Genomic DNA, 20982 nt, shown 5'->3' with positions numbered 1-20982 from the left:
AGGCGCAACGCAGCCTGCAACTGAGCGGCGGATCGTTGATCCGCGCGGTGCTGGCGAACCTCGCCGACGGCACTCAGCGCCTGTTGCTGGTGGTGCATCACCTGGTGGTGGATGGCGTTTCGTGGCGGATCCTGTTCGAGGACCTGCAAAGCGCTTACCGGCAGATTCTGTCCGGTGCGGCCGTGCAACTGCCGGCCAAGACCAGTGCGGTCAAGGCCTGGGCCGAGGCATTGCAAGACTACGCAGCCAGCGCGCCGTTGCTGGCTGAACTGGACTTCTGGCAGCAACAACTGCAAGGCGCCATGACCGAGTTGCCGTGCGATAACCCGCAGGGCGGCCAGCAACACAATCAGGCTCAGGCAATCCGCACGCAACTGGACAAAAACCTGACCCGTCAGCTGTTGCAGGAAGCCCCGGCAGCCTATCGCACGCAGGTCAACGACTTGCTGCTGACCGCATTGGCCCGTGTGATGGTGCGCTGGACCGGCGACGACAGCGTGTTGGTACAACTTGAAGGCCACGGCCGCGAAGACGTGTTCGACAGCGTCGATCTGACGCGCACCGTCGGCTGGTTCACCAGTGTGTTCCCGGCCAGATTGTCGCCGGTGGCCGATCTCGGTGCATCGCTGAAACAGATCAAGGAACAGCTGCGCGCGATCCCCAATAAAGGCATCGGTTTTGGTGCGCTGGCGCATCTGGGCGACGACTCTGCCCGACAAGCGCTGCAAGCCCTGCCGAAACCGCGCCTGACCTTCAACTACCTCGGCCAGTTCGACGGCAGTTTCGATGCTGGCGACGATGCCTTGTTTGTCCCGACCAGTGAGTCCGGCGGCGAAGAGGTCAACATGCAGGGGCCGTTGGGCAGCCCGCTTGCCCTCGACGGTAAAGTGTTCGGTGGCGAACTGGACCTGAGCTGGACCTTCAGCCGTGAAATGTTCAACCCGACGACTATCCAGCGTCTGGCCGACGACTACCTTCAGGAGCTGACTGCGCTGATCGCCCATTGCTGCGACAGTGCCAACCGTGGGGTGACCCCGTCGGACTTCCCGCTGGCGACACTCAGCCAGGCACAACTTGACCTGCTGGTGCCGCAACCACAGGCCATCGACGACATCTATCCGCTGTCGCCGATGCAGCAGGGCATGCTGTTCCACACCCTGCTCGAACACGGCGGCGGCGACTACATCAACCAGATGCGTCTGGACGTCGATGGTGTCGATCCACAGCGTTTTCGTGCGGCGTGGCAAGCGGTGGTCGATGCCCATGACATCCTGCGTACCGGATTCGTCTGGCAGGGTGATCTGGAGCAGCCTCTGCAAGTGGTGCAGCGTCATCTCGAGGTTCCGTTCCGCGTCCTCGACTGGTGCGGCCAGACTGATCTGGACGCCGCGTTGCAAACCCTGGCAGACGAGGAGCGCGCCCAGGGGTTGGACCTGACCCGCGCACCCTTGCTGCGTCTGGTGCTGGTACGTACTGCCGCCGACCGCCATCACTTGATCTACACCAACCATCACATCCTGATGGATGGCTGGAGCAGTGCGCAGTTGCTCGGCGAGGTATTGCAGCATTACAGCGGCGAAGTGGTGCTGCGTCCGAGCGGTCGTTATCGCGATTACATCGGCTGGTTGCAGCGTCAGGACGCGGCGGCCGCCGAGGCGTACTGGCAGGCCGCGCTCAATAACCTTGAGGAACCGACGCGACTGGCCGACGCCATCGCACGGCCGGGCAGCGCTTTGCCGAGCACGGGTTACGGCGATCATTTCCAGGTGCTGGACGCCGCTTTGACAGAGCGTCTGAGTGAGTTCGCTCGGGCCTCGAAAGTCACCGTCAACACCCTGGTGCAAGCCGCGTGGCTGTTACTGCTGCAGCGCTACACCGGCAAAGACTGTGTGGCGTTCGGCGCCACTGTCGCCGGGCGTCCGGCGGATCTGCCGGGGGCTGAACAGCAGATCGGCCTGTTCATCAATACCTTGCCGGTCATCGCTGCCCCGCGTGCGCAGCAGAGCCTGGCCAGTTGGTTGCAAGGCGTGCAGGCGCAGAACCTGGCACTGCGCGAATTCGAGCATACGCCGCTGGCGCAAATTCAGCGCTGGGCCGGGCAGGGTGGTGATGCGCTGTTCGACAGCCTGATGGTGTTCGAGAACTACCCGATTGCCGAGGCGCTGGAGCAGGGCGCGCCAGAAGGGCTGCGCTTCGGCCCGGTGGTCAATCACGAGCAGACCAACTATCCGTTGACGCTGTTGGTGCACATGGGCGCTGAATTGTCGGTGCACTTCAGCTATCAGCGCGACAGCTTTGCGGCGACCGGTGTCACGCAGTTGGGCGCGCATCTGCAACGTCTGCTCAGTCAGATGATCGATGGAGGCGAGCGCTCGCTCAGCGAACTGCAACTGATTGAGAGCCCGCCGTGCGTTATCGACGATTTCGTCACCGAGCTGTGCATCCATCAGAGCATTGCCCGTCAGGTGGCGGCCATGCCAGATGCGCTGGCCGTGACCTACGCCAGCACGCAACTGAGCTATGCCGAACTGGACGCACAGGCCAATCGTCTGGCGCACAAACTGGTTGAGCTCGGCGTCGGCCCGGAAGTACGCGTGGGCGTGGCGATGCCGCGTTCCGAGCAGTTGCTGGTTGCGCTGCTGGCGGTGCTCAAGGCCGGTGGCGCCTATGTGCCGCTGGACCCGGATTACCCGGCCGATCGTGTGGCCTACATGCTCGAAGACAGTCGTGCGCGGGTTCTGCTTACCGAACAACGGTTGGCGGCGACGCTGAATGTGCCGGCCCAAACCCAGGTCCTGCTGCTCGATCAGGTTGCACTGGAAAGTTATCCGGCCCATGCGCCACAGACCTCGGTGGCACCGGACAACCTCGCTTACGTGATCTACACCTCCGGCTCCACCGGCATGCCCAAAGGTGTGGCGATTGCTCACCGCAACGTCATGGCGTTGATCGACTGGTCGGCGCAGGTCTACAGCCGCGAAGACATTCAAGGCGTGCTGGCCTCGACTTCGGTGTGTTTCGACCTGTCGGTGTGGGAGCTGTTTGTGACCCTGGCCAATGGCGGCTCGCTGATCATCGCCCGCAACGCTTTGGAACTGCCGCAACTGCCGGCCCGCGATCAGGTGCGCCTGATCAACAGCGTGCCGTCGGCAATCGCCGCGCTGCAACGCACCGGGCAGATTCCGCCGAGCGTCCGCATCATCAACCTGGCCGGTGAGCCGCTGAAACAAAGCCTGGTGGAAGCGCTGTATCAGCAGAGCAGTGTCGAGCATGTTTACGACCTGTACGGTCCATCGGAAGACACCACCTATTCGACCTGGACCCGCCGTCGTGCCGGCGCCCAGGCTCGCATCGGTCGGGTTCTCGGTCACAGCGCCAGCCATTTGCTCGATGTCGATCTGCACGCGGTGCCACACGGCGTTTCGGCTGAGCTGTACCTGTCCGGTGCCGGCATCACTCGCGGTTATCTGGGGCGTGCGGCGATGACCGCCGAGCGGTTCGTGCCTGACCCGTTCGTCGCCAACGGTGAGCGCATGTATCGCACCGGCGACCTCATTCGCCAGCGCGAGGACGGCGAACTGGAGTACATGGGACGCATCGACCATCAGGTGAAAATTCGTGGATACCGCATCGAACTGGGGGAGATCGAGGCGCGATTGCTGGCGCAGCCAGCGGTCACCGAAGCGGCGGTGCTGGCCGTCGAAAGTGCGAGCGGCGCGCAACTGGTGGCCTATGTGGTCGCCCCGCCACTGGATCTTTACGACGACCAGGCGCAGCGAGTGCTGCGCGACGGACTAAAGACTGGCCTCAAGTCTTCGTTACCTGACTACATGATTCCCGCGCACCTGCTGTTTCTCGAGCAGTTGCCGCTGACGCCCAACGGCAAACTCGACCGCAAGGCGCTACCAGCGGTGGATGCCAGCCAGATGCAGGCCGCGTATGTCGCGCCGCACAGTGAGCTTGAGCAGCAGGTCGCGGCGATCTGGCAGCAAGTGCTCGACGTCGAACGCATCGGTCTCAACGATCACTTCTTCGAATTGGGCGGGCACTCGCTGCTGGCGGTCAACGTGGTGTCGCGCATGGCCCTTGAACTGGGCCTGACGCTGACCCCGCAACTGTTATTCCAGCACCCCGTCCTGAGCGAGTTTGTCGCTCACCTCAATACAGGAGGCGGGGCAATCAACGAACAGAAACTGAGCAAGCTGGAAGCCCTGCTTGACGATATGGAGGAAGTCTGATGGACACGAGTGTTGCTTTGAGGATTGCCAAGCGCTTTATCACTCTGCCGCTGGACAAACGTAAGCTGTACCTGGAAAAGATGCTCGAAGAGGGCGTCTCTCCGGCCAACCTGCCGATTCCAGAGACTCGCTCAAGCTTTGAAGCGATTCCGCTGTCCTACGCCCAGGAACGTCAGTTGTTCCTTTGGCAAATGGACCCGCACAGCACCGCGTATCACATTCCCAGCGCCTTGCGCCTCAAGGGCAAACTCGATATCGCCGCGCTTGAGCGCAGTTTCAATGCGCTGGTTGCACGCCACGAAAGCTTGCGCACCACCTTCGCCGAGCAGGGCGAAACCTTCTGCCAGGTGATTCACCCACAACTGCCGCTGAGCATCTCGTTGGCACCGTTGCAATCGGGCCTCGACGCCGCTGGCACGGACGCCGCGATCAAGGCTTTCGTCGAAAACGAAACGACCCGACCGTTCAATCTGCAACAGGGCCCGCTGCTGCGCGTTTCTTTGCTCAAAGTTGCGGAAGATGATCACGTGCTGGCGCTGATCCAGCACCACATCATCTCCGATGGCTGGTCGATGCAAGTGCTGGTCGGCGAGCTGATCAAGCAGTATGCCGCCGACACCAGCGGTCAGACGCTGAGCCTGCCGCCGCTGCCTGTGCAATACGCCGATTATGCGATCTGGCAGCGCCACTGGCTGGAGGCGGGCGAGCGCGAGCGTCAATTGGCGTACTGGATCGACACCCTCGGCGCTGAGCATCCGGTGCTGGAGTTGCCCATCGATCATCCGCGTCCGGCGGTGCAAAGCTTTCGCGGCGCGCGCCTCGATCTGCAAGTGCCATCGGCCCTGGGTGATGCCCTCAAACAACTGGCCCAGCGCGAAGGTGCCAGCCTGTTCATGGTGTTGCTGGCTTCGTTCCAGGCCTTGCTGCACCGCTACAGCGGCCAGTCGCAGATTCGCGTTGGTGTGCCGACGGCCAACCGCAACCGGGTCGAAACCGAAGGCCTGATCGGCTTCTTCGTCAACACCCAGGTGCTGAATGCCGAGGTTCACGGGCAACTGCCGTTCAACCAGTTGCTGGCGCAAGTGAAGCAATCGGCCATGGCCGCTCAGGCCCATCAGGATCTGCCGTTCGAACAGCTGATCGAAGCCCTGCAACCCGAGCGAAGCCTGAGCCACAGCCCGGTGTTTCAGGTGATGTACAACCATCAGGCGGTCAACGACCAGACCCAGCGCCAGAGCCTGGTGCAACTGCCGCAACTGAGTGTCGAGGACATCGTCTGGGAGGGTCGTACCGCGCAATTTGACCTGACGCTGGGTACCTACGAATCCAGTGAAGGGGTGGCGGCGGAACTGACTTACGCCACCGACCTGTTCAAGCCCGCCACCATCGAGCGTCTGGCTCGCCACTGGCTCAATCTGCTGCAGGGCATTGTCACCGCGCCGCACCAGCGCATTGGTGAATTGCCACTGCTGGAAAACACCGAACATCAAGGGCTGTTGCAGGATTGGCGCCGCGTAGTCGATCAGGCCGCGCCGGCGCCGTGTGTACATCAACGCATCGCCTTGCAGGCACAGCTAACGCCTGACGCCACGGCACTGATCATCGGCGAGGAGGTGCTGACCTACGCTCAACTGGAGACTCGCGCCAACCCGCTTGCACACAAACTGATCGAGCTTGGCGTCGCCCCGGACCGACTGGTCGGTATCGCCGTCGAGCGCAGTGTGGAAATGATCGTCGGCCTGCTGGCGATCCTCAAGGCTGGCGGCACTTATGTACCGCTGGACCCGGCCTATCCGCAAGATCGCCTGGCCTACATGATCGAGGACAGTGGCCTGCAATTGCTGCTGACCCAATCGCATTTGCAGACGCAGTTGTCGATCCCGGAGGGACTGCAAACCCTGTTGCTGGACCAACCGCAGGACTGGCTCGCGGCCTATCCGACCAGCGCCCCGAATGTGGCGGTGACCGGCGAACACCTGGCCTACACGATCTACACCTCCGGTTCGACCGGCAAGCCGAAAGGCGTGATGGTGCGTCATGCGGCCCTGAGCAATTTTGTCGCAAGCATGGTCGAGCAACCTGGCATCGTCGCGACTGATCGCATGCTTTCGCTGACCACGTTCTCGTTTGATATTTTCGGTCTGGAAATCTATGGCCCGCTGCTGGCCGGTGCCACCGTGGTCTTGACTGGCAAAGACGTGCATCAGGACCCGCAAGCGGTGCTCGAACTGATCGCCCGCCACGCCGTGAGCATGCTGCAAGCCACGCCTTCGACCTGGCGCATGCTGCTGGACAACGAACACGCCGCTGCCCTCAACGGCCGCACCTTTCTGTGTGGCGGTGAAGCGCTGCCACAGGAGCTCGCGCAACGCATGCTCGCGCGCTCGCCGAAGGTCTGGAACCTCTATGGCCCGACCGAAACCACCATCTGGTCGGCGCTGCATCCGCTGAGTGTGGACAACAGCCGTCCGTTTCTCGGCAAGCCTATCGACAACACCGCGCTGTATATCCTCGGCAGTGACCTGGAACTCAATCCGCTCGGCGCACCGGGTGAATTGCTGATCGGTGGCGATGGCCTGGCCCGGGGTTACTTTCAGCGTCCTGGGCTGACGGCCGAGCGTTTTGTGCCTGACCCGTTTTCGCGCACCGGCGAACGCGTGTATCGCACCGGTGACCTGACCCGTTACCGCGCCGAAGGCGTGATCGAATACATTGGCCGCATCGACCACCAAGTGAAAATCCGTGGTTTCCGGATCGAATTGGGCGAGATTGAAGCGCGCCTGCTGGCGCTCGACAGCGTGCGCGAAACCGTCGTCGTCGCTCAGGATGGCCCGACCGGCGCGCAACTGGTGGGCTATGTTGTGCCGTCGTCCAGCGCGGCGCTGAACGTTGAAGACGAAGCCGATTTGCGCGCGGCGCTCAAGGCCAGCCTCAAGGCCGAGTTGCCGGAATACATGGTGCCGGCACATCTGCTGTTTCTCGCGCAACTGCCATTGACCCCCAACGGCAAAGTCGACCGTAAGGCGTTGCCGGCGCCCGACGCCAGCCAGTTGCAATCAACCTACATAGCGCCGCAGACCGCCACCCAGCACACCGTCGCCGAGATCTGGCAAACGGTGTTGAAACTGGAGCAAGTGGGGCTGGGCGACAACTTCTTCGAACTCGGTGGCCATTCGCTGCTGGTGACTCAGGTCATCTCGCGGGTACGTCAGGCGCTCAGTGTGCAAGTGCCGCTGCGCACGCTGTTCGAACACAGCACGCTGGCAGATTTCGTCGCCGCCCTCGGAGTCGAGCAGGCGCATCAGGAGCCGCCGATCGTCGCGCTGCCGCGCTCGCAACCGCTGACATTGTCCTACGCCCAGGAACGCCAATGGTTTCTCTGGCAACTGGAACCCACCAGCACCGCCTATCACGTACCGGCTGCCTTGCGCCTGCGTGGCGAACTGGACTTGCCGGCATTGCAGCGCAGCTTTGATGCGTTGATCGCCCGCCACGAATCACTGCGCACCTGTTTTGTCGAAGAGCAGGGCCAGACCCTGCAAGTGATCCAGGCTCAGGCGACGCTGGAACTTGCCGTCGAAGACATTGCTGGCGAGCTGGACGATTGCGCGCAGCAAGCGTTGGTCGCCGCCGAAACCCTGCACCTGTTCGACCTGCACAAAGGCCCGTTGCTGCGGGTCAAGCTGTTGCGAATGGCCGCTGATGACCACGCACTGATCATTACCTTGCACCACATCGTTTCCGATGGCTGGTCGATGGGCATCATGGTCGATGAGCTGGTGGCGTTGTATGCCGCGTACAGCGCGAATAAAACTGCACAGTTGCCGGCATTGCCGGTGCAGTACGCCGACTACGCCGTGTGGCAGCGGCAGTGGATGGAGGCCGGTGAACGCGAGCGTCAGCTGAGCTACTGGACGGCGCAACTGGGCGACGGCGAACAGCCATTGCTCGAACTGCCGACCGACCGTCCGCGCCCGTCGGAGCAGAGCTACCGTGGTGCGCGCCAGGACATTGCGCTCAGCGCTGAACTGGCCGCGGGCCTCAAGCACGTCGCACAACGCGAGAACGTCACCCTGTTTGCGCTGTTGCTGGCGTCGTTTCAGACCCTGCTGCATCGCTACAGCGGTCAGACCGACATCCGGGTCGGCGTGCCGGTGGCCAACCGCAATCGGGTCGAGACCGAAGGTCTGATTGGCTTCTTCGTCAACACTCAGCTGCTCAAGGCCGAATTCGACAGCCAACAGACGTTCCGCAGCCTGCTGCAACAAGTGAAGCGCACTGTGCTCGACGCTCAGGCTCATCAGGACCTGCCATTCGAGCAATTGGTCGACGCCTTGCAGCCGGAACGCAGCCTGAGCCACAGCCCTTTGTTCCAGGTGCTGCATAACCACCAGAGTCAGGCGCGACAGGGTAGCGGTGCGACACGTCTGCCGCAGATCACTATCGAGGGCCTGAACTGGACCTCGCACACGGCGCAATTCGACCTGACGCTGGACACGTTCGAATCAGCCGATAACGTCTGGGCCGAACTGACTTACGCCACTGACCTGTTCGACGCCACCACCTTGCAACGCCTGGCGCAACACTGGACGAATCTGCTGCACAGCATCGTTGCCGATTGCACCCTGCGCATCGCCGAGCTGCCACTGCACGACAACGCCGAGCGTCAAGTCACTCTGTTGCAATGGAACCCGGCCGTGGCCGACTTCCCGAGTGACGCGTGCCTGCATCAACTGATCGAAGCGCAGGCCGAGCGCACCCCGCAAGCGATTGCCGTGACCTGTGCCGAGCAGACGCTGAGCTACGGCGAGCTCAACAGCCGCGCCAACCAATTGGCCCACAAGCTGATCGCCAGCGGTGTTGGCCCTGACGTGCGCGTCGGTCTGGCGGTGGAGCGCAGTCTGGAAATGCTGGTGGGTCTGCTGGCCATTCTCAAGGCTGGCGGCGCTTATGTGCCGCTCGATCCGAGCTATCCGCAAGATCGTCTGAGCTACATGATCGGCGACAGCGGCATCGAATTACTGCTGACGCAAAGTCATCTGCTGGAACGTCTGCCGGTGCCGGATTGCGTCCGCAGCCTGATGCTCGATCAGGAGCATGACGGTCTCGAAAGCTACAGCGACAACAATCCGCAAGTGTGCATGAGCGCGGACAACCTGGCTTACGTGATTTACACCTCGGGTTCGACCGGTCAACCGAAAGGTACTTTGCTCGCCCACCGCAACGTCTTGCGCTTGTTCGAAGCGACCGATTCCTGGTTCGATTTCGGCCCGCAGGATGTCTGGAGTCTGTTCCATTCCTACGCGTTCGACTTCTCGGTCTGGGAGATTTTCGGTGCGCTGCTGTACGGTGGCAAACTGGTGGTGGTGCCTTATGAGGTCAGCCGCTCGCCGGAAGATTTCCATGCGTTGCTGTGCCGCGAAGGGATTACGGTGCTCAACCAGACGCCGTCGGCGTTCAAGCAACTGATGCAAGTGGCCTGCGCCCCGGAGCACGCGGCAGCGCAACCGTCCCTGCGTTACGTGGTGTTCGGCGGCGAGGCGCTGGAAGTCAAAAGCCTGCGCCCATGGTTCGAGCGTTTTGGCGATCAGGCGCCGCAACTGATCAACATGTACGGCATCACCGAAACCACCGTACACGTGACCTACCGTCCGTTGTCGATGGCTGATCTGCAACGTGAAGCCAGCAGTCCGATTGGCGAGCCGATCCCGGACCTGTCGTGGTATCTGCTCGACGGCGATCTGAACCTGGTGGCCAAGGGTTGCATCGGTGAGTTGTACGTCGGGCGTGCCGGTCTGGCACGGGGTTATCTGAACCGTCCTGACCTGACCGCATTGCGCTTCATTGCTGATCCGTTCGCCGCGGATGGCGGGCGTCTGTATCGCACGGGAGATCTGGCACGTTATCGCGCCGATGGTGTGATCGAATACGTCGGTCGAATCGACCATCAGGTAAAGATCCGTGGCTTCCGTATCGAGTTGGGCGAAATCGAAGCGCAATTGCTCCAACAAGCGGCCGTACGTCAGGCTGTGGTGCTGGCGCAACCGGGCCTTGGCGGTCAGCAACTGGTCGCCTGGCTGGTGCCGGACGACGTCGCATTGCTTGAAGCCAGCCCTGCCGAACAGTCGCAGTGGCGCGACAACGTGCGTGCTCAACTCAAGGAAAACCTGCCGGATCACATGATCCCGGCGCACCTGTTGCTGCTGGCGCAACTGCCGCTGACCGGCAACGGCAAACTCAACCGCAGCGCATTGCCGGCGCTGGATGCGAGTCAGGCGCAGCAGGCCTATCAGGCGCCGAGAAGCGAACTGGAGCAGCGTCTGGCCGCCATCTGGCAAGACGTACTGAAACTGCCGCAAGTCGGTTTGAACGACAACTTCTTTGAGCTGGGCGGCGACTCGATCATTTCGATTCAAGTGGTCAGCCGTGCCCGTCAGGCGGGCATTCGCCTCAATCCCAAAGACCTGTTCCAGCACCAGACCGTGCAGCGTCTGGCGCTGGTCGCGCAATTGGGCGTTGAGGAGTCGACGATCGATCAGCGAGCGGTGACTGGTGTAGCACAGCTATTGCCGATTCAGCAGCGCTTTTTCGACGACCAGATCCCGGAACGTCACCACTGGAACCAGTCAGTGCTGCTCAAACCGCGTCAGGCGCTGGACGCCGCCAAGGTCGAGCAGGTGCTGCGTGCGCTGGTGGTGCATCACGATGCCTTGCGCCTGAGCTTCGCTGCGCACGATGGCGTGTGGCAGGCCAAGCATCGTGCGGTTGAAGACCCGTCGCACAATCTGCTTTGGCAAGAAGACGTCGCCGATGCTGCTGCGCTGGAAGCGTTGGGCAACCGCGCCCAGCGCAGCCTCGACCTGCAAAACGGGCCATTGCTGCGTGCGGTGTTGGCGACGCTGGCCGATGGCTCTCAGCGTTTGCAGTTGGTGATCCATCACTTGGTGGTGGACGGGGTGTCGTGGCGGATTCTGCTCGAAGACTTGCAAAACGCTTATCAGCAATTGCTCAACGATCAGCCACTGAACCTGCCGTCGAAAACCAGCGCCTTCAAGGACTGGAGCGAGCATTTGCAGGGGTACGCCAACAGCCCGGCGTTGCAGGCCGAACTGGCTTATTGGCAGGCCTGCCTGAGCAATGTCAGCGCTGATCTGCCGTGCAAGCGCGCCGACGCGGGCGAGCAAAATCGACTGGCGCAAACCGTCCAGACTCGTTTGAGTCCTGAGCTGACCCGACAACTGCTGCAAGAAGCGCCGGCGGCTTATCGCACTCAGGTCAACGACCTGTTGCTGACGGCACTGGCCCGCGTCATTGGCCGCTGGAGCGGGCAGGCTTCGACGCTGATTCAGCTTGAAGGTCATGGTCGTGAAGAGTTGTTCGGCGGTGTCGACTTGACCCGTACCGTCGGCTGGTTCACCAGCCTGTTCCCGGTGTGTCTGACCCCTGCGGCACTGCCGGGCGATTCGATCAAACAGATCAAGGAGCAACTGCGCTCGATCCCGAACAAGGGCATTGGCTTCGGCGCGTTGCGTCACCTCGGTGATGCCCAAGTGCAAGACAGCTTGCGCGCCTTGCCGACTCCACGGATTACCTTCAACTACCTGGGCCAGTTCGACGGCAGTTTCGAAAGCGACGACGGCGCGCTGTTCGTCCCGTCGCCGGATAACGCCGGCCTCGATCAGAGCCCGGACGCGCCGTTGAGCAACTGGCTGACCCTTAACGGTCAGGTGTATGGCGGCGAACTGAGCATCGGCTGGACCTTCAGTAGCGAACGCTTCGACAGCGCGGTGATTGAAGCGCTGGCCGAAGATTACGCTCAGGAACTTGCGGCGTTGATCGGGCATTGCCTGACGCCGGGGGTGGAAGGGCTGACACCGTCGGACTTCCCGCTGGCGCGGCTGACTCAGGCTCAGCTCGACCGCTTGCCGACTTCGCCACATCGGGTCGAGGACATCTATCCGCTGTCACCGATGCAGCAGGGCATGTTGTTCCACACCCTCTATGCGCAACAGTCGGGCGATTACATCAACCAGATGTGTGTTGCCGTGGATGGCTTGCAGGTCGAGCGATTCCGCGAGGCCTGGCAAGCGGCGATGGACAGCCATGAAGTGCTGCGCAGCGGTTTTGTCTGGGAGGGTGATCTGCCGTGTCCGCTGCAAGTGATCCACAAGGGATTGCAGGTGCCGTTCAGCGTGTTCGACTGGCGTGATCGCAGTGATTTGCCCCAGGCCCTGAGGGATCTGGAACTTGCACAGCGCCAGCAGGGTTTTGACCTGCACGCGGCACCGTTGCTGCGTTTGGTGGTGGTGCGAGTGGCGGCCGAGCGTTATCAGCTGATTTACACCTCTCACCATATTTTGATGGATGGCTGGAGCAACTCGCAGTTGCTCGGCGAAGTCTTGCAGCGCTACCACGGTCAAGCGCCGGTGATGGGGGCCGGGCGTTATCGCGATTACATCGAATGGCTGGCGCGACAGGACGCGCAGGGCACCGAAAACTTCTGGAAAGGCCAGTTGGCCGACTTCGAGACACCGACCTATCTGGCCGATGCCGTGGCACGCAGCGCTGATACCACGGTCGCAGGCCAGGGCGAGCATTTGCTCACACTGGACAGCGAGTTGACCGCCGAACTCAACCGCTTCGCCCGTGCGCAAAAAGTCACGGTCAACACCCTGGTGCAAGCCGCGTGGCTGTTGCTGTTGCAGCGCTACACCGGGCAAGACACCGTTGCGTTCGGTGCCACCGTATCGGGTCGTCCGGCGCAGTTGAGTGGCGTCGAAGGCCAGATCGGTCTGTTCATCAACACCTTGCCGATCATCGCCAGCCCGCGTGCCGAGCAGCGGTTGCCGCAATGGTTGCAACAGGTGCAGGCGCAGAACCTGTTGCTGCGCGAGCAGGAACACACACCGCTGTTCGACATTCAACGCTGGGCCGGGCAGAGCGGGGAGGCGTTGTTCGACAACATTCTGGTGTTCGAGAACTACCCGATTGCCGAAGCCTTGCAGCAAGCCGCGTCGGACGACCTGCGCTTTGGCGATGTCGAGCGTCATGAGCAGACCAACTATGCGCTGACGTTGATGGTCAACCTGGATGAGCAGTTGACCGTGCACTTCAGCTATCAGCACGCAAGCTTCGCCGCCGACACGGTGATCAAACTGTCGACGCAGTTGCAACAACTCCTGACCGATATGAGCGCCAGTGCTGATCGTTGCCTGGGCGAGTGGAAGCTGCTGAGTGCGGCGGACGAGCAAACCATCCTGCGTGACTGGAATCCCGTCGCCGACAACGCCCTTGAGGCGGTGTGCATTCATCAGGCGATCGAGCGTCAGGTGGCTGCCCAGCCGGACGCGTGGGCGGTGACGTTCGGTCATCAGGCATTTACCTATGCCGAGATTGATACCCGGGCCAATCGCCTGGCTCACCGTTTGATCGGTTGCGGCGTTGCCGCGGAAATGCGGGTCGGCGTTGCCATGCAACGTTCCGACAGCCTGTTGGTGGCTCTGTTGGCGGTGCTGAAGGCCGGCGGCACCTACGTGCCTCTGGACCCGGATTACCCGGCGGACCGGGTCGCCTATATGCTCGAAGACAGCCGCGCCCGCGTGCTGCTGACAGAGACCGACGTCGCCGCCACCTTGACGATCAGCCGCGATACGCAAGTGTTGCTTGTGGATCAACTGGAGCTGTCGGCCTATAGCGCGGTTGCGCCTGTTACCGATGTGGGAATGAACAATCTTGCCTACGTGATTTACACCTCCGGTTCCACCGGCAAACCCAAGGGCGTATCGATCACCCATCGCAACGTGATGGCGCTGAGCGACTGGTCGAAGAACGTCTACAGTCGCGAAGACATTCAAGGCGTCCTCGCTTCGACCTCGGTGTGTTTCGACCTGTCGGTGTGGGAGCTGTTTGTCACCCTGGCCAATGGCGGCTCATTGATCATTGCGCGTAATGCGCTCGAACTCCCACAGTTGCCGGCGCGCAACCAGGTGCGCCTGATCAATACCGTGCCATCGGCGATCAATGCATTACAGGACGCCGGCGACATTCCTGACGGTGTAAGGATCGTCAACCTGTGCGGTGAAGCGCTGAAGCAGAACCTGGTGGACGCGCTGTACCGGCAGGAAACCATTGTCGATGTCATCGATCTGTACGGCCCGTCGGAAGACACCGTTTACTCGACCTGGACCCGTCGAGAAGCCGGCGGCACGGCGAATATCGGTCGGCCGATGATCCGCACCGCCAGCTATGTGCTGGGCGGCGATCTGCAACCGGCGCCGCTGGGCGTGTCGGCCGAGTTGTACCTCGCCGGTGCCGGTCTCAGCCGTGGCTATCTGGGCCGGGCGGCGATGACCGCCGAGAAATTCGTGCCCAACCCGTTCGCTGGCAATGGCGGCCGCATGTACCGCACCGGCGACCTGACCCGTTATCGGGCGGACGGCGCCTTGCAGTACGTCGGGCGTATCGATCATCAGGTCAAGGTACGCGGATTCCGTATCGAACTGGGCGAAATCGAAACCCGCCTGTTGCAGATCCCGAGCGTGAGTCAGGCACTGGTGGTGGCGCAACCAATCGCCTCCAGTCATCAGCTTGTGGCGTACGTGGTGGTCGATGAGGCGGCAGCAGCAAGCGCGGATGCGCTGAAGTCGCGACTCAAGGAGCACCTGCCGGATTACATGATCCCGGCGCACGTGCTGTTCCTCGCCAGTCTGCCGCTGACACCGAACGGCAAAGTTGATCGCAAGGCCTTGCCGAGCGTCGACGCCTTGGTCTCGTCGGAGGATTTTGTTGCTCCGGTCGGTGCGCTGGAACAACAAATTGCAGCGATCTGGCAGGGCGTGCTGGAACTCGATCAGGTCAGTCGCGAGGACCACTTCTTCGAGTTGGGCGGGCACTCGCTGCTCGCCACGCAAGCGGTGTCGCGCCTGCGCAAACTGACCAGCGGAACGTTGGGGCTGCGTGACCTGTTCAATCATCCGCGCCTCAAGGATCTGGCAGCGTGGATGGCTCAGGAGCAAACGCCAACCGAGGACGGTTCGGTCAGTCAGTCCGTTCCGCTAAAGGCCTGGGGTAGCAAGTCGACGGCACCGTTGTCGTTGGTGCAACGCCGCTTGTGGGTCGCTGAGCAGTTGTCCGGTGGCAGTTCCGCGTATGGCATGCCGCTGGCCTTGCGCTTGCGTGGCGAGCTGTCGGTTGAACGCTTCGTCAGCAGCTTCGCCGAAGTCGTGCGCCGCCATGAAGTATTGCGCACGGCTTATTCCCAGGACGATGAAGGTGATCCGATCGCATTGATCTGCGAGCAGGTAGAGGTCGACTTCCCGTTACTTGATTTGTCCGGTCTGTCGCGCAGTGCCCAGGAAGAACACGTCGCGCAAGCGGCGCTGGATAACGCACGCACACCGATCGATCTGCAACAGGCGCCGTTGTGGCGTGGGCGCATTCTGCATCTGTCGGCCACCGAGCATGTGTTGCTGTTCTCGATGCATCACATCATCTCTGACGGTTGGTCGATGGGCGTGCTGGTCAATGAGTTGGTGCAGATCTACGAGTTGAGCAAGGCGGGGGATGCCACGCCGTTGCCGGCGCTGGAAGTGCAGTATTCCGACTTCGCCTTGTGGCAACAGGAACTGGAGCGCAAAGGGATTCTTGGTCAGCAGGCGGCTTACTGGAAAGACGCGCTCGACGGTTACAGCGGGCAGCTCAACCTGCCACTGGACACGCCGCGCGGGGCAGTTGCCTCATACGACGGTGACGCCGTGCAGTTCCATCTGCCGGGGGCTTTGAGCCAGGCGTTGCGCAAGCTCTCCACCGAGGCCGGCGTGACGTTGTACAGCACGCTGCTGGCGTCGTTCCAGGTATTGCTGCACCGCTTCGGCAATGGCGCCGATGTGGTGGTCGGTGCCGACGTAGCCGGGCGCGAGCAACCGGAGCTGGAGCGGTTGATCGGGTTCTTCGTCAACGTGCTGCCGCTGCGTTCACGCTTTGACGCGGCGGCGACGTTTGCCACGTTCCTCACCCGCACCCAGGACAATCTGCTCGGTGCGCTGGAGCATCAGGACCTGCCGCTGGACATGATCATCGACACCTCGGGCGTGCCACGGCACAAAGGCATGAACCCGCTGGTGCAGGTGTTGTTCGTGATGAACAACCTGCCGGGCCGCACTCAGTCCATGGGCGGTTTGAGCGTCGAGCCGCTGGCGGCATTGCAGACCCATTCTAAATTCGACATGGCATTGTTCGTTGACGAAGAAGAAGGGCAATTGCTGGGCAATTGGCAATTCGCCACAACCTTGTTCGGACACGAGCGCATTCAGTACCTGGTGAAGGCCTGGATAGCTCTGTTGGAACAGATCGTCGCTGATCAGGACATTCAATTGGGAGCTATCAGCATGCCAGTCGACAACTTAGCCGTGGCCGCCAGGCCGGCTGCGCCCGGGCCCAAGGCCGATAAGCTCGGCAAGTTTCTCAAACGCGGCGCCGCGCCGGTGGCCAAGGTTCGCCCGGCGCCGGTCCGTGAATCGCTGATCGCCGCGCCGCAGCCGTTTCCGCTGCTGATGGAGCCGAACGAGCCGCAACTGGACTTGATCGAGTGGATCAAGAACAACCGCCCGCTGATCGAAGAGAAGCTCGCCACTCACGCCGGCATTCTCTTCCGTGGCTTTGAATTGGACGGCATTCAGGGTTTCGAGGCGTTCGCCGAAGCGATTCAACCGGGGCTGTACGGCCATTACGGCGACCTGCCGAAGAAGGAGGGCGGTAAGAACACCTACCGCTCTACGCCGTACCCGGAACGCAAGATGATTCTGTTCCACAACGAGAGCTCCCATCAGGATCGCTGGCCGCGCAAGCAGATGTTTTATTGCGAGCAGGCCGCGCCGGTGGGCGGCGCGACGCCGGTGGTGGACTGCCGTCTGATGTACGAAAAAATGCCGGCGGACCTGCGTGACAAATTCGAGACCAAAGGCCTGCTTTACGTGCGCACCTTCACCGACAACCTCGACGTGTCGTGGCAGCACTTCTTCAAGACCGAAGACCGCGGTGAGGTCGAGGCCCGTTGCCGGGCTGGTGGCATCGAGTGGCGCTGGCTCGACAACAACGAACTGCAAACCCGCACCCCGGGGCCGGCCGTGATCCGTCACCCGATCACCGGCGCCAAGTCGTTCTTCAATCAGGTGCAGTTGCACCACATTTACTGGCTGGAGCCGGATGTGCGTGAGGACCTGTTGTCGATGTTCGGCGCCGAACGCATGCCGCGTCACGTGTATTACGGCGACGGCACACCGATTGAAGACGAGGTGATGCAGCGCATTGGCGATTTGTACGAAGCGTGCGCCGTGCGGTTCGACTGGCAAAAAGGCGATGCGATTCTGCTCGACAACATGCTGGTGGCTCACGCTCGTGATCCGTTCGAGGGCCCGCGCAAAATTGTCGTGGCCATGGGCGACATGTATGACCACAGCAGCCTGACGCCCGGGCAAACCGTGCGCGGCGCATTGAACACCGAGGAAAGCGGAGCATGAACGAGGTCATGATGGACGCACAGGATCCGGGTTTCGCCCTGACGCCTGAGCAACAGGCGCTGCTGGAGCAGCTGTCGAACACGGCGACCTGTGGCGAGGCGTTGCGTTGGTTGAGCGTGATCATCGAGGGCGACCTCGATCCGCAACGCTTGCAGGCCGCGTTCGATACGCTGCTGGTGCAACAGCCGATGCTGCTGGCGCGGCTGGGTAAAGTCGCCGGTTTCCATGGCTTGCGCCAGGCTGCCTCGGGCGTCGGTCGCTTTCCGTTGACGATTCGGGCGGGCGAGCAGCGTGCCGAGGAAATCCAGGCGCAGATCGGTGAGTCGATGGGCCGCGCGTTTGTCATTGGCGAATCGGCAAGCGTCGAGGCGGTGCTTTATCGTCTGGCGCCGCAGCAATGGCAGCTGTTGCTGGGTGTCGCGCGTTACAGCGCCGATGCGTTATCGCTGACGCTGCTGCTGGAGCAAGTACAGCATGCGTACACCGGCGACCAGACTGAGGAAGACGAGGCGCCGGGCGAGTTTGCCCAGTATCTGGAATGGCGCAGTGAAGTGGTGCTCGATGAAGACGCCGGCACTGCCCGTGCGTATTGGCAGCAACAGTTGCAAGGTGTGCAGGCGGACATCGCCACGCCATGGCTGGCCGCACGCCGCACAAGTGTTAAAAGGACCGCGGCCGACACGCACCTGTCCTTATCGCTGCAACCGACGCAGCGCCAAGCCCTGCAGGCCTTGGCCGAACAACTCGGTCAGCCGGTTGCCACGCTGCTGCAAGGCGCGTGGTGGCTGTTGCTGGGACGGTTGAGCGGACTTGAACAGGTGTTGGTCGGCGTGCGCCATGACAGTCGCATCGACTATGAATACTTCGCGAATGCCGTGGGGGTGTTCGAGAAAACCTTGCCGCTGTCTGTGGCGTTGCCTGTCAGCGCCCGGTTCAGCGATTGGCTGGTAGAACTGGCGACGCGTCTTGACGAACAGCGTACCTGGCAAGAGTACTGGACAGCGGAACTTGCCCCCGACGCGGCGCGCCCGGCCTACGGGTTTTCCCTGGCTCAGGTTGGTCGGGTCGACAGCCGCGGTGGTTTGCGCTGGTCGCCATCCGCAGCTGTACCTGTGCAGCCGGATGCATTCGAGTTGCTGTTGCAGGTACAACTGAACGATGCGCAGCAACTGGCCGCGGTGGATCTGCTGTACGCCAGCTCGCGTTATTCCCCGGCAGCGGCCGGGGTCGTGCTGGAACAGTTCGGCGCGTTGCTGGACTCGATCATTGCCGCACCGGACACCGCCTTGGCGCAGCTCAGCCTGCTCGGTCGCGCCGAAGAGCAGCGGTTGCTGGCAATCAATCCGTCGATGCAGACCTTGGCCGATAGCCGTTACCTGCCGCAGCGCATCGCTGATTGGGCGACCCGTACGCCCGATGCAGTTGCGTTGACTGACACGCGAGAGCAGTTGAGCTACGGTCAGTTGCAAGGCCGGGTCGACGACGTCGCGCAGGGCCTCAAGGCGCTAGGGCTGGGTGAGGGTTCGATTGTCGCGCTGGCGCTGCCGCGCTCGGCGGATTTGGTGACTGCCATGTTGGCGAGCTGGCGCATCGGTGCGGCTTATCTGCCGCTGGACGTGCACTGGCCGCAGGCACGTCAGGCATTGATGCTGGAACAGGCCGGCGCTGCACTGCTGCTGACCGATGCAACGCACCTGCCGGCCTGGCAGGATCAAATGCACAAGGCGCTGACGCTGGCTGAAGTCGGTCAGTCGGCTGCACCGTTGCCGGCAATTGCCACCAGTGGCAACGACATCGCGTATGTGCTGTTTACTTCAGGCTCCACGGGCATGCCAAAAGGCGTGGTGATCGAGCACCAGCAACTGCTCAACTATACGGCTCAAGCCAGTCAGGCGCTGGGGCTGGATCAGTGCAAAAACGTCGGTTTCAGTTCAACGGTGGCAGCGGATCTGGGCAACACGGCGTTGCTCGGTGCGTTGTTCAACGGTGCAACGCTGCATGTCGCCAGCGACGAGCAGATGCAGGACGGCGCGTTGTTCGCCGAGTATCTGCAACAACGGCAGATCGATTGCCTGAAGATCGTGCCGTCGCACCTCGCCGCGCTGCTCGACGGCGAGCGGTCGAGCCTGCCTCGCACGCTGGTGCTGGGTGGCGAGCCGATTGCGCCGACGCTGATCGAACGCATTGCGCGCTTGCGCAACGACTGCCGCGTGTTCAACCACTACGGCCCGACCGAGGCCACGGTCGGCGTCATGATTCATCCGTTGGATCTGCATGGCACGGCCAGCGATAGTTCGGCGTTGACGCAAGTGCTGGGCAATAACCAGGTTTACGTGCTGGACGCTGAGTTGCGTCTGGCGCCGGCGGGTGTGCTGGGCGAGTTGTATCTGGGCGGCGCGCAGCTGTGCCGTGGCTATTTGAATGTCGAGGCGGATGAGCAGACGTTTATCCAAAGCCCGTTTGATCCGGCACAACGTCTGTACCGCTCTGGCGACCTCGCGCGTTATCGCGCAGACGGCGCGATCCAGTTGCACGGTCGACGTGATCAGCAAGTCAAAGTGCGCGGTTTCCGCATTGAACTGACGGAGATCGAAGCCGAGCTTCTGCGCCTGCCGCAGGTTGCCGAAGCCTTGGTGCTGCCGGCCGCCTCGGCGGAGCAGGGGTTGTTGGCCTTTGTCGTGGCGCAGCAGGGAATGTCGGCGGGCTTGCTGGACGCCGCACGAGCAGAACTGGGTGCGCGTCTGCCGAGCGTGATGGTGCCGCAGCACCTGCAATTGATCGAGCGCTTCCCACGGTTGGCCAACGGCAAGATTGATCGCAAGTCGTTGCAGCAATTGGCGGGAGCGGCGGCAGATGACGAATATGCCGCACCGCGCGATGCACTGGAGCAATTGCTTGCAACCCGCATGGCGCAGTTGCTCGGGCTTGAACGCCTGGGCATCGACCGCGACTTTTTTGCCGCCGGTGGCCATTCGTTGCTGGTGATCAAACTGGTGGCCGGGATTCGCAAATTGTTGCAGTGTGAAGTTCATCCGGGGCTGGTTTTCGATCATCCGACCGTGGCGTCTTTGGCGTTGGCCCTGCGGGCGGTGGAGAGCGCACCGGGGCAGCTGGAGAAGATCGCCCAGGTGCGCTTGCGCATGGATGCGATGAGTCCCGAGGAAAAGGCTCGTCTGGCCGAGCAGGCTCGCCAGCTACACGCCGCCAGGGCTGCGCAAACAAGCTGA

Annotated in this window: 3 protein-coding genes (1 of these 3 running past the window's edge); all 3 read left to right on the top strand. The window is 62.1% G+C overall.

The window, feature by feature from the left end; genetic code table 11:
• Tightly spaced (each overlapping or abutting the next), the 3 genes in view from AB4P91_RS23410 to AB4P91_RS23400 form a layout consistent with a single transcriptional unit that may run on beyond the window.
• Window positions 1-4238, top strand: partial view of a non-ribosomal peptide synthase/polyketide synthase gene (locus tag AB4P91_RS23410; RefSeq protein ID WP_395603815.1) — the end only. The gene continues 8176 nt to the left of window position 1, outside the view; the window shows 4238 of its 12414 coding nt (coding positions 8177-12414); its start codon lies beyond the left edge, outside the window; its stop codon occupies window positions 4236-4238.
• Window positions 4238-17755, top strand: a complete 13518-nt coding sequence (locus AB4P91_RS23405; protein ID WP_395603814.1) for a non-ribosomal peptide synthase/polyketide synthase — start codon at window positions 4238-4240, stop codon at window positions 17753-17755. Before AB4P91_RS23410 ends, AB4P91_RS23405 begins: the two co-directional genes overlap by 1 nt.
• Window positions 17752-20982 carry an amino acid adenylation domain-containing protein gene (locus tag AB4P91_RS23400; protein WP_395603813.1) on the top strand — a complete coding sequence of 1077 codons (3231 nt, stop codon included), beginning with the start codon at window positions 17752-17754 and terminating at the stop codon, window positions 20980-20982. The genes AB4P91_RS23405 and AB4P91_RS23400 overlap by 4 nt, the downstream gene beginning before the upstream one ends.

The organism is Pseudomonas sp. B21128 (genome assembly GCF_044218865.1).
GTDB classification, from domain to species: domain Bacteria; phylum Pseudomonadota; class Gammaproteobacteria; order Pseudomonadales; family Pseudomonadaceae; genus Aquipseudomonas; species Aquipseudomonas iridis.
The sequence above is the reverse complement of the archived record's forward strand: the minus strand, read 5'-3'. Positions and strand labels throughout refer to the sequence as shown.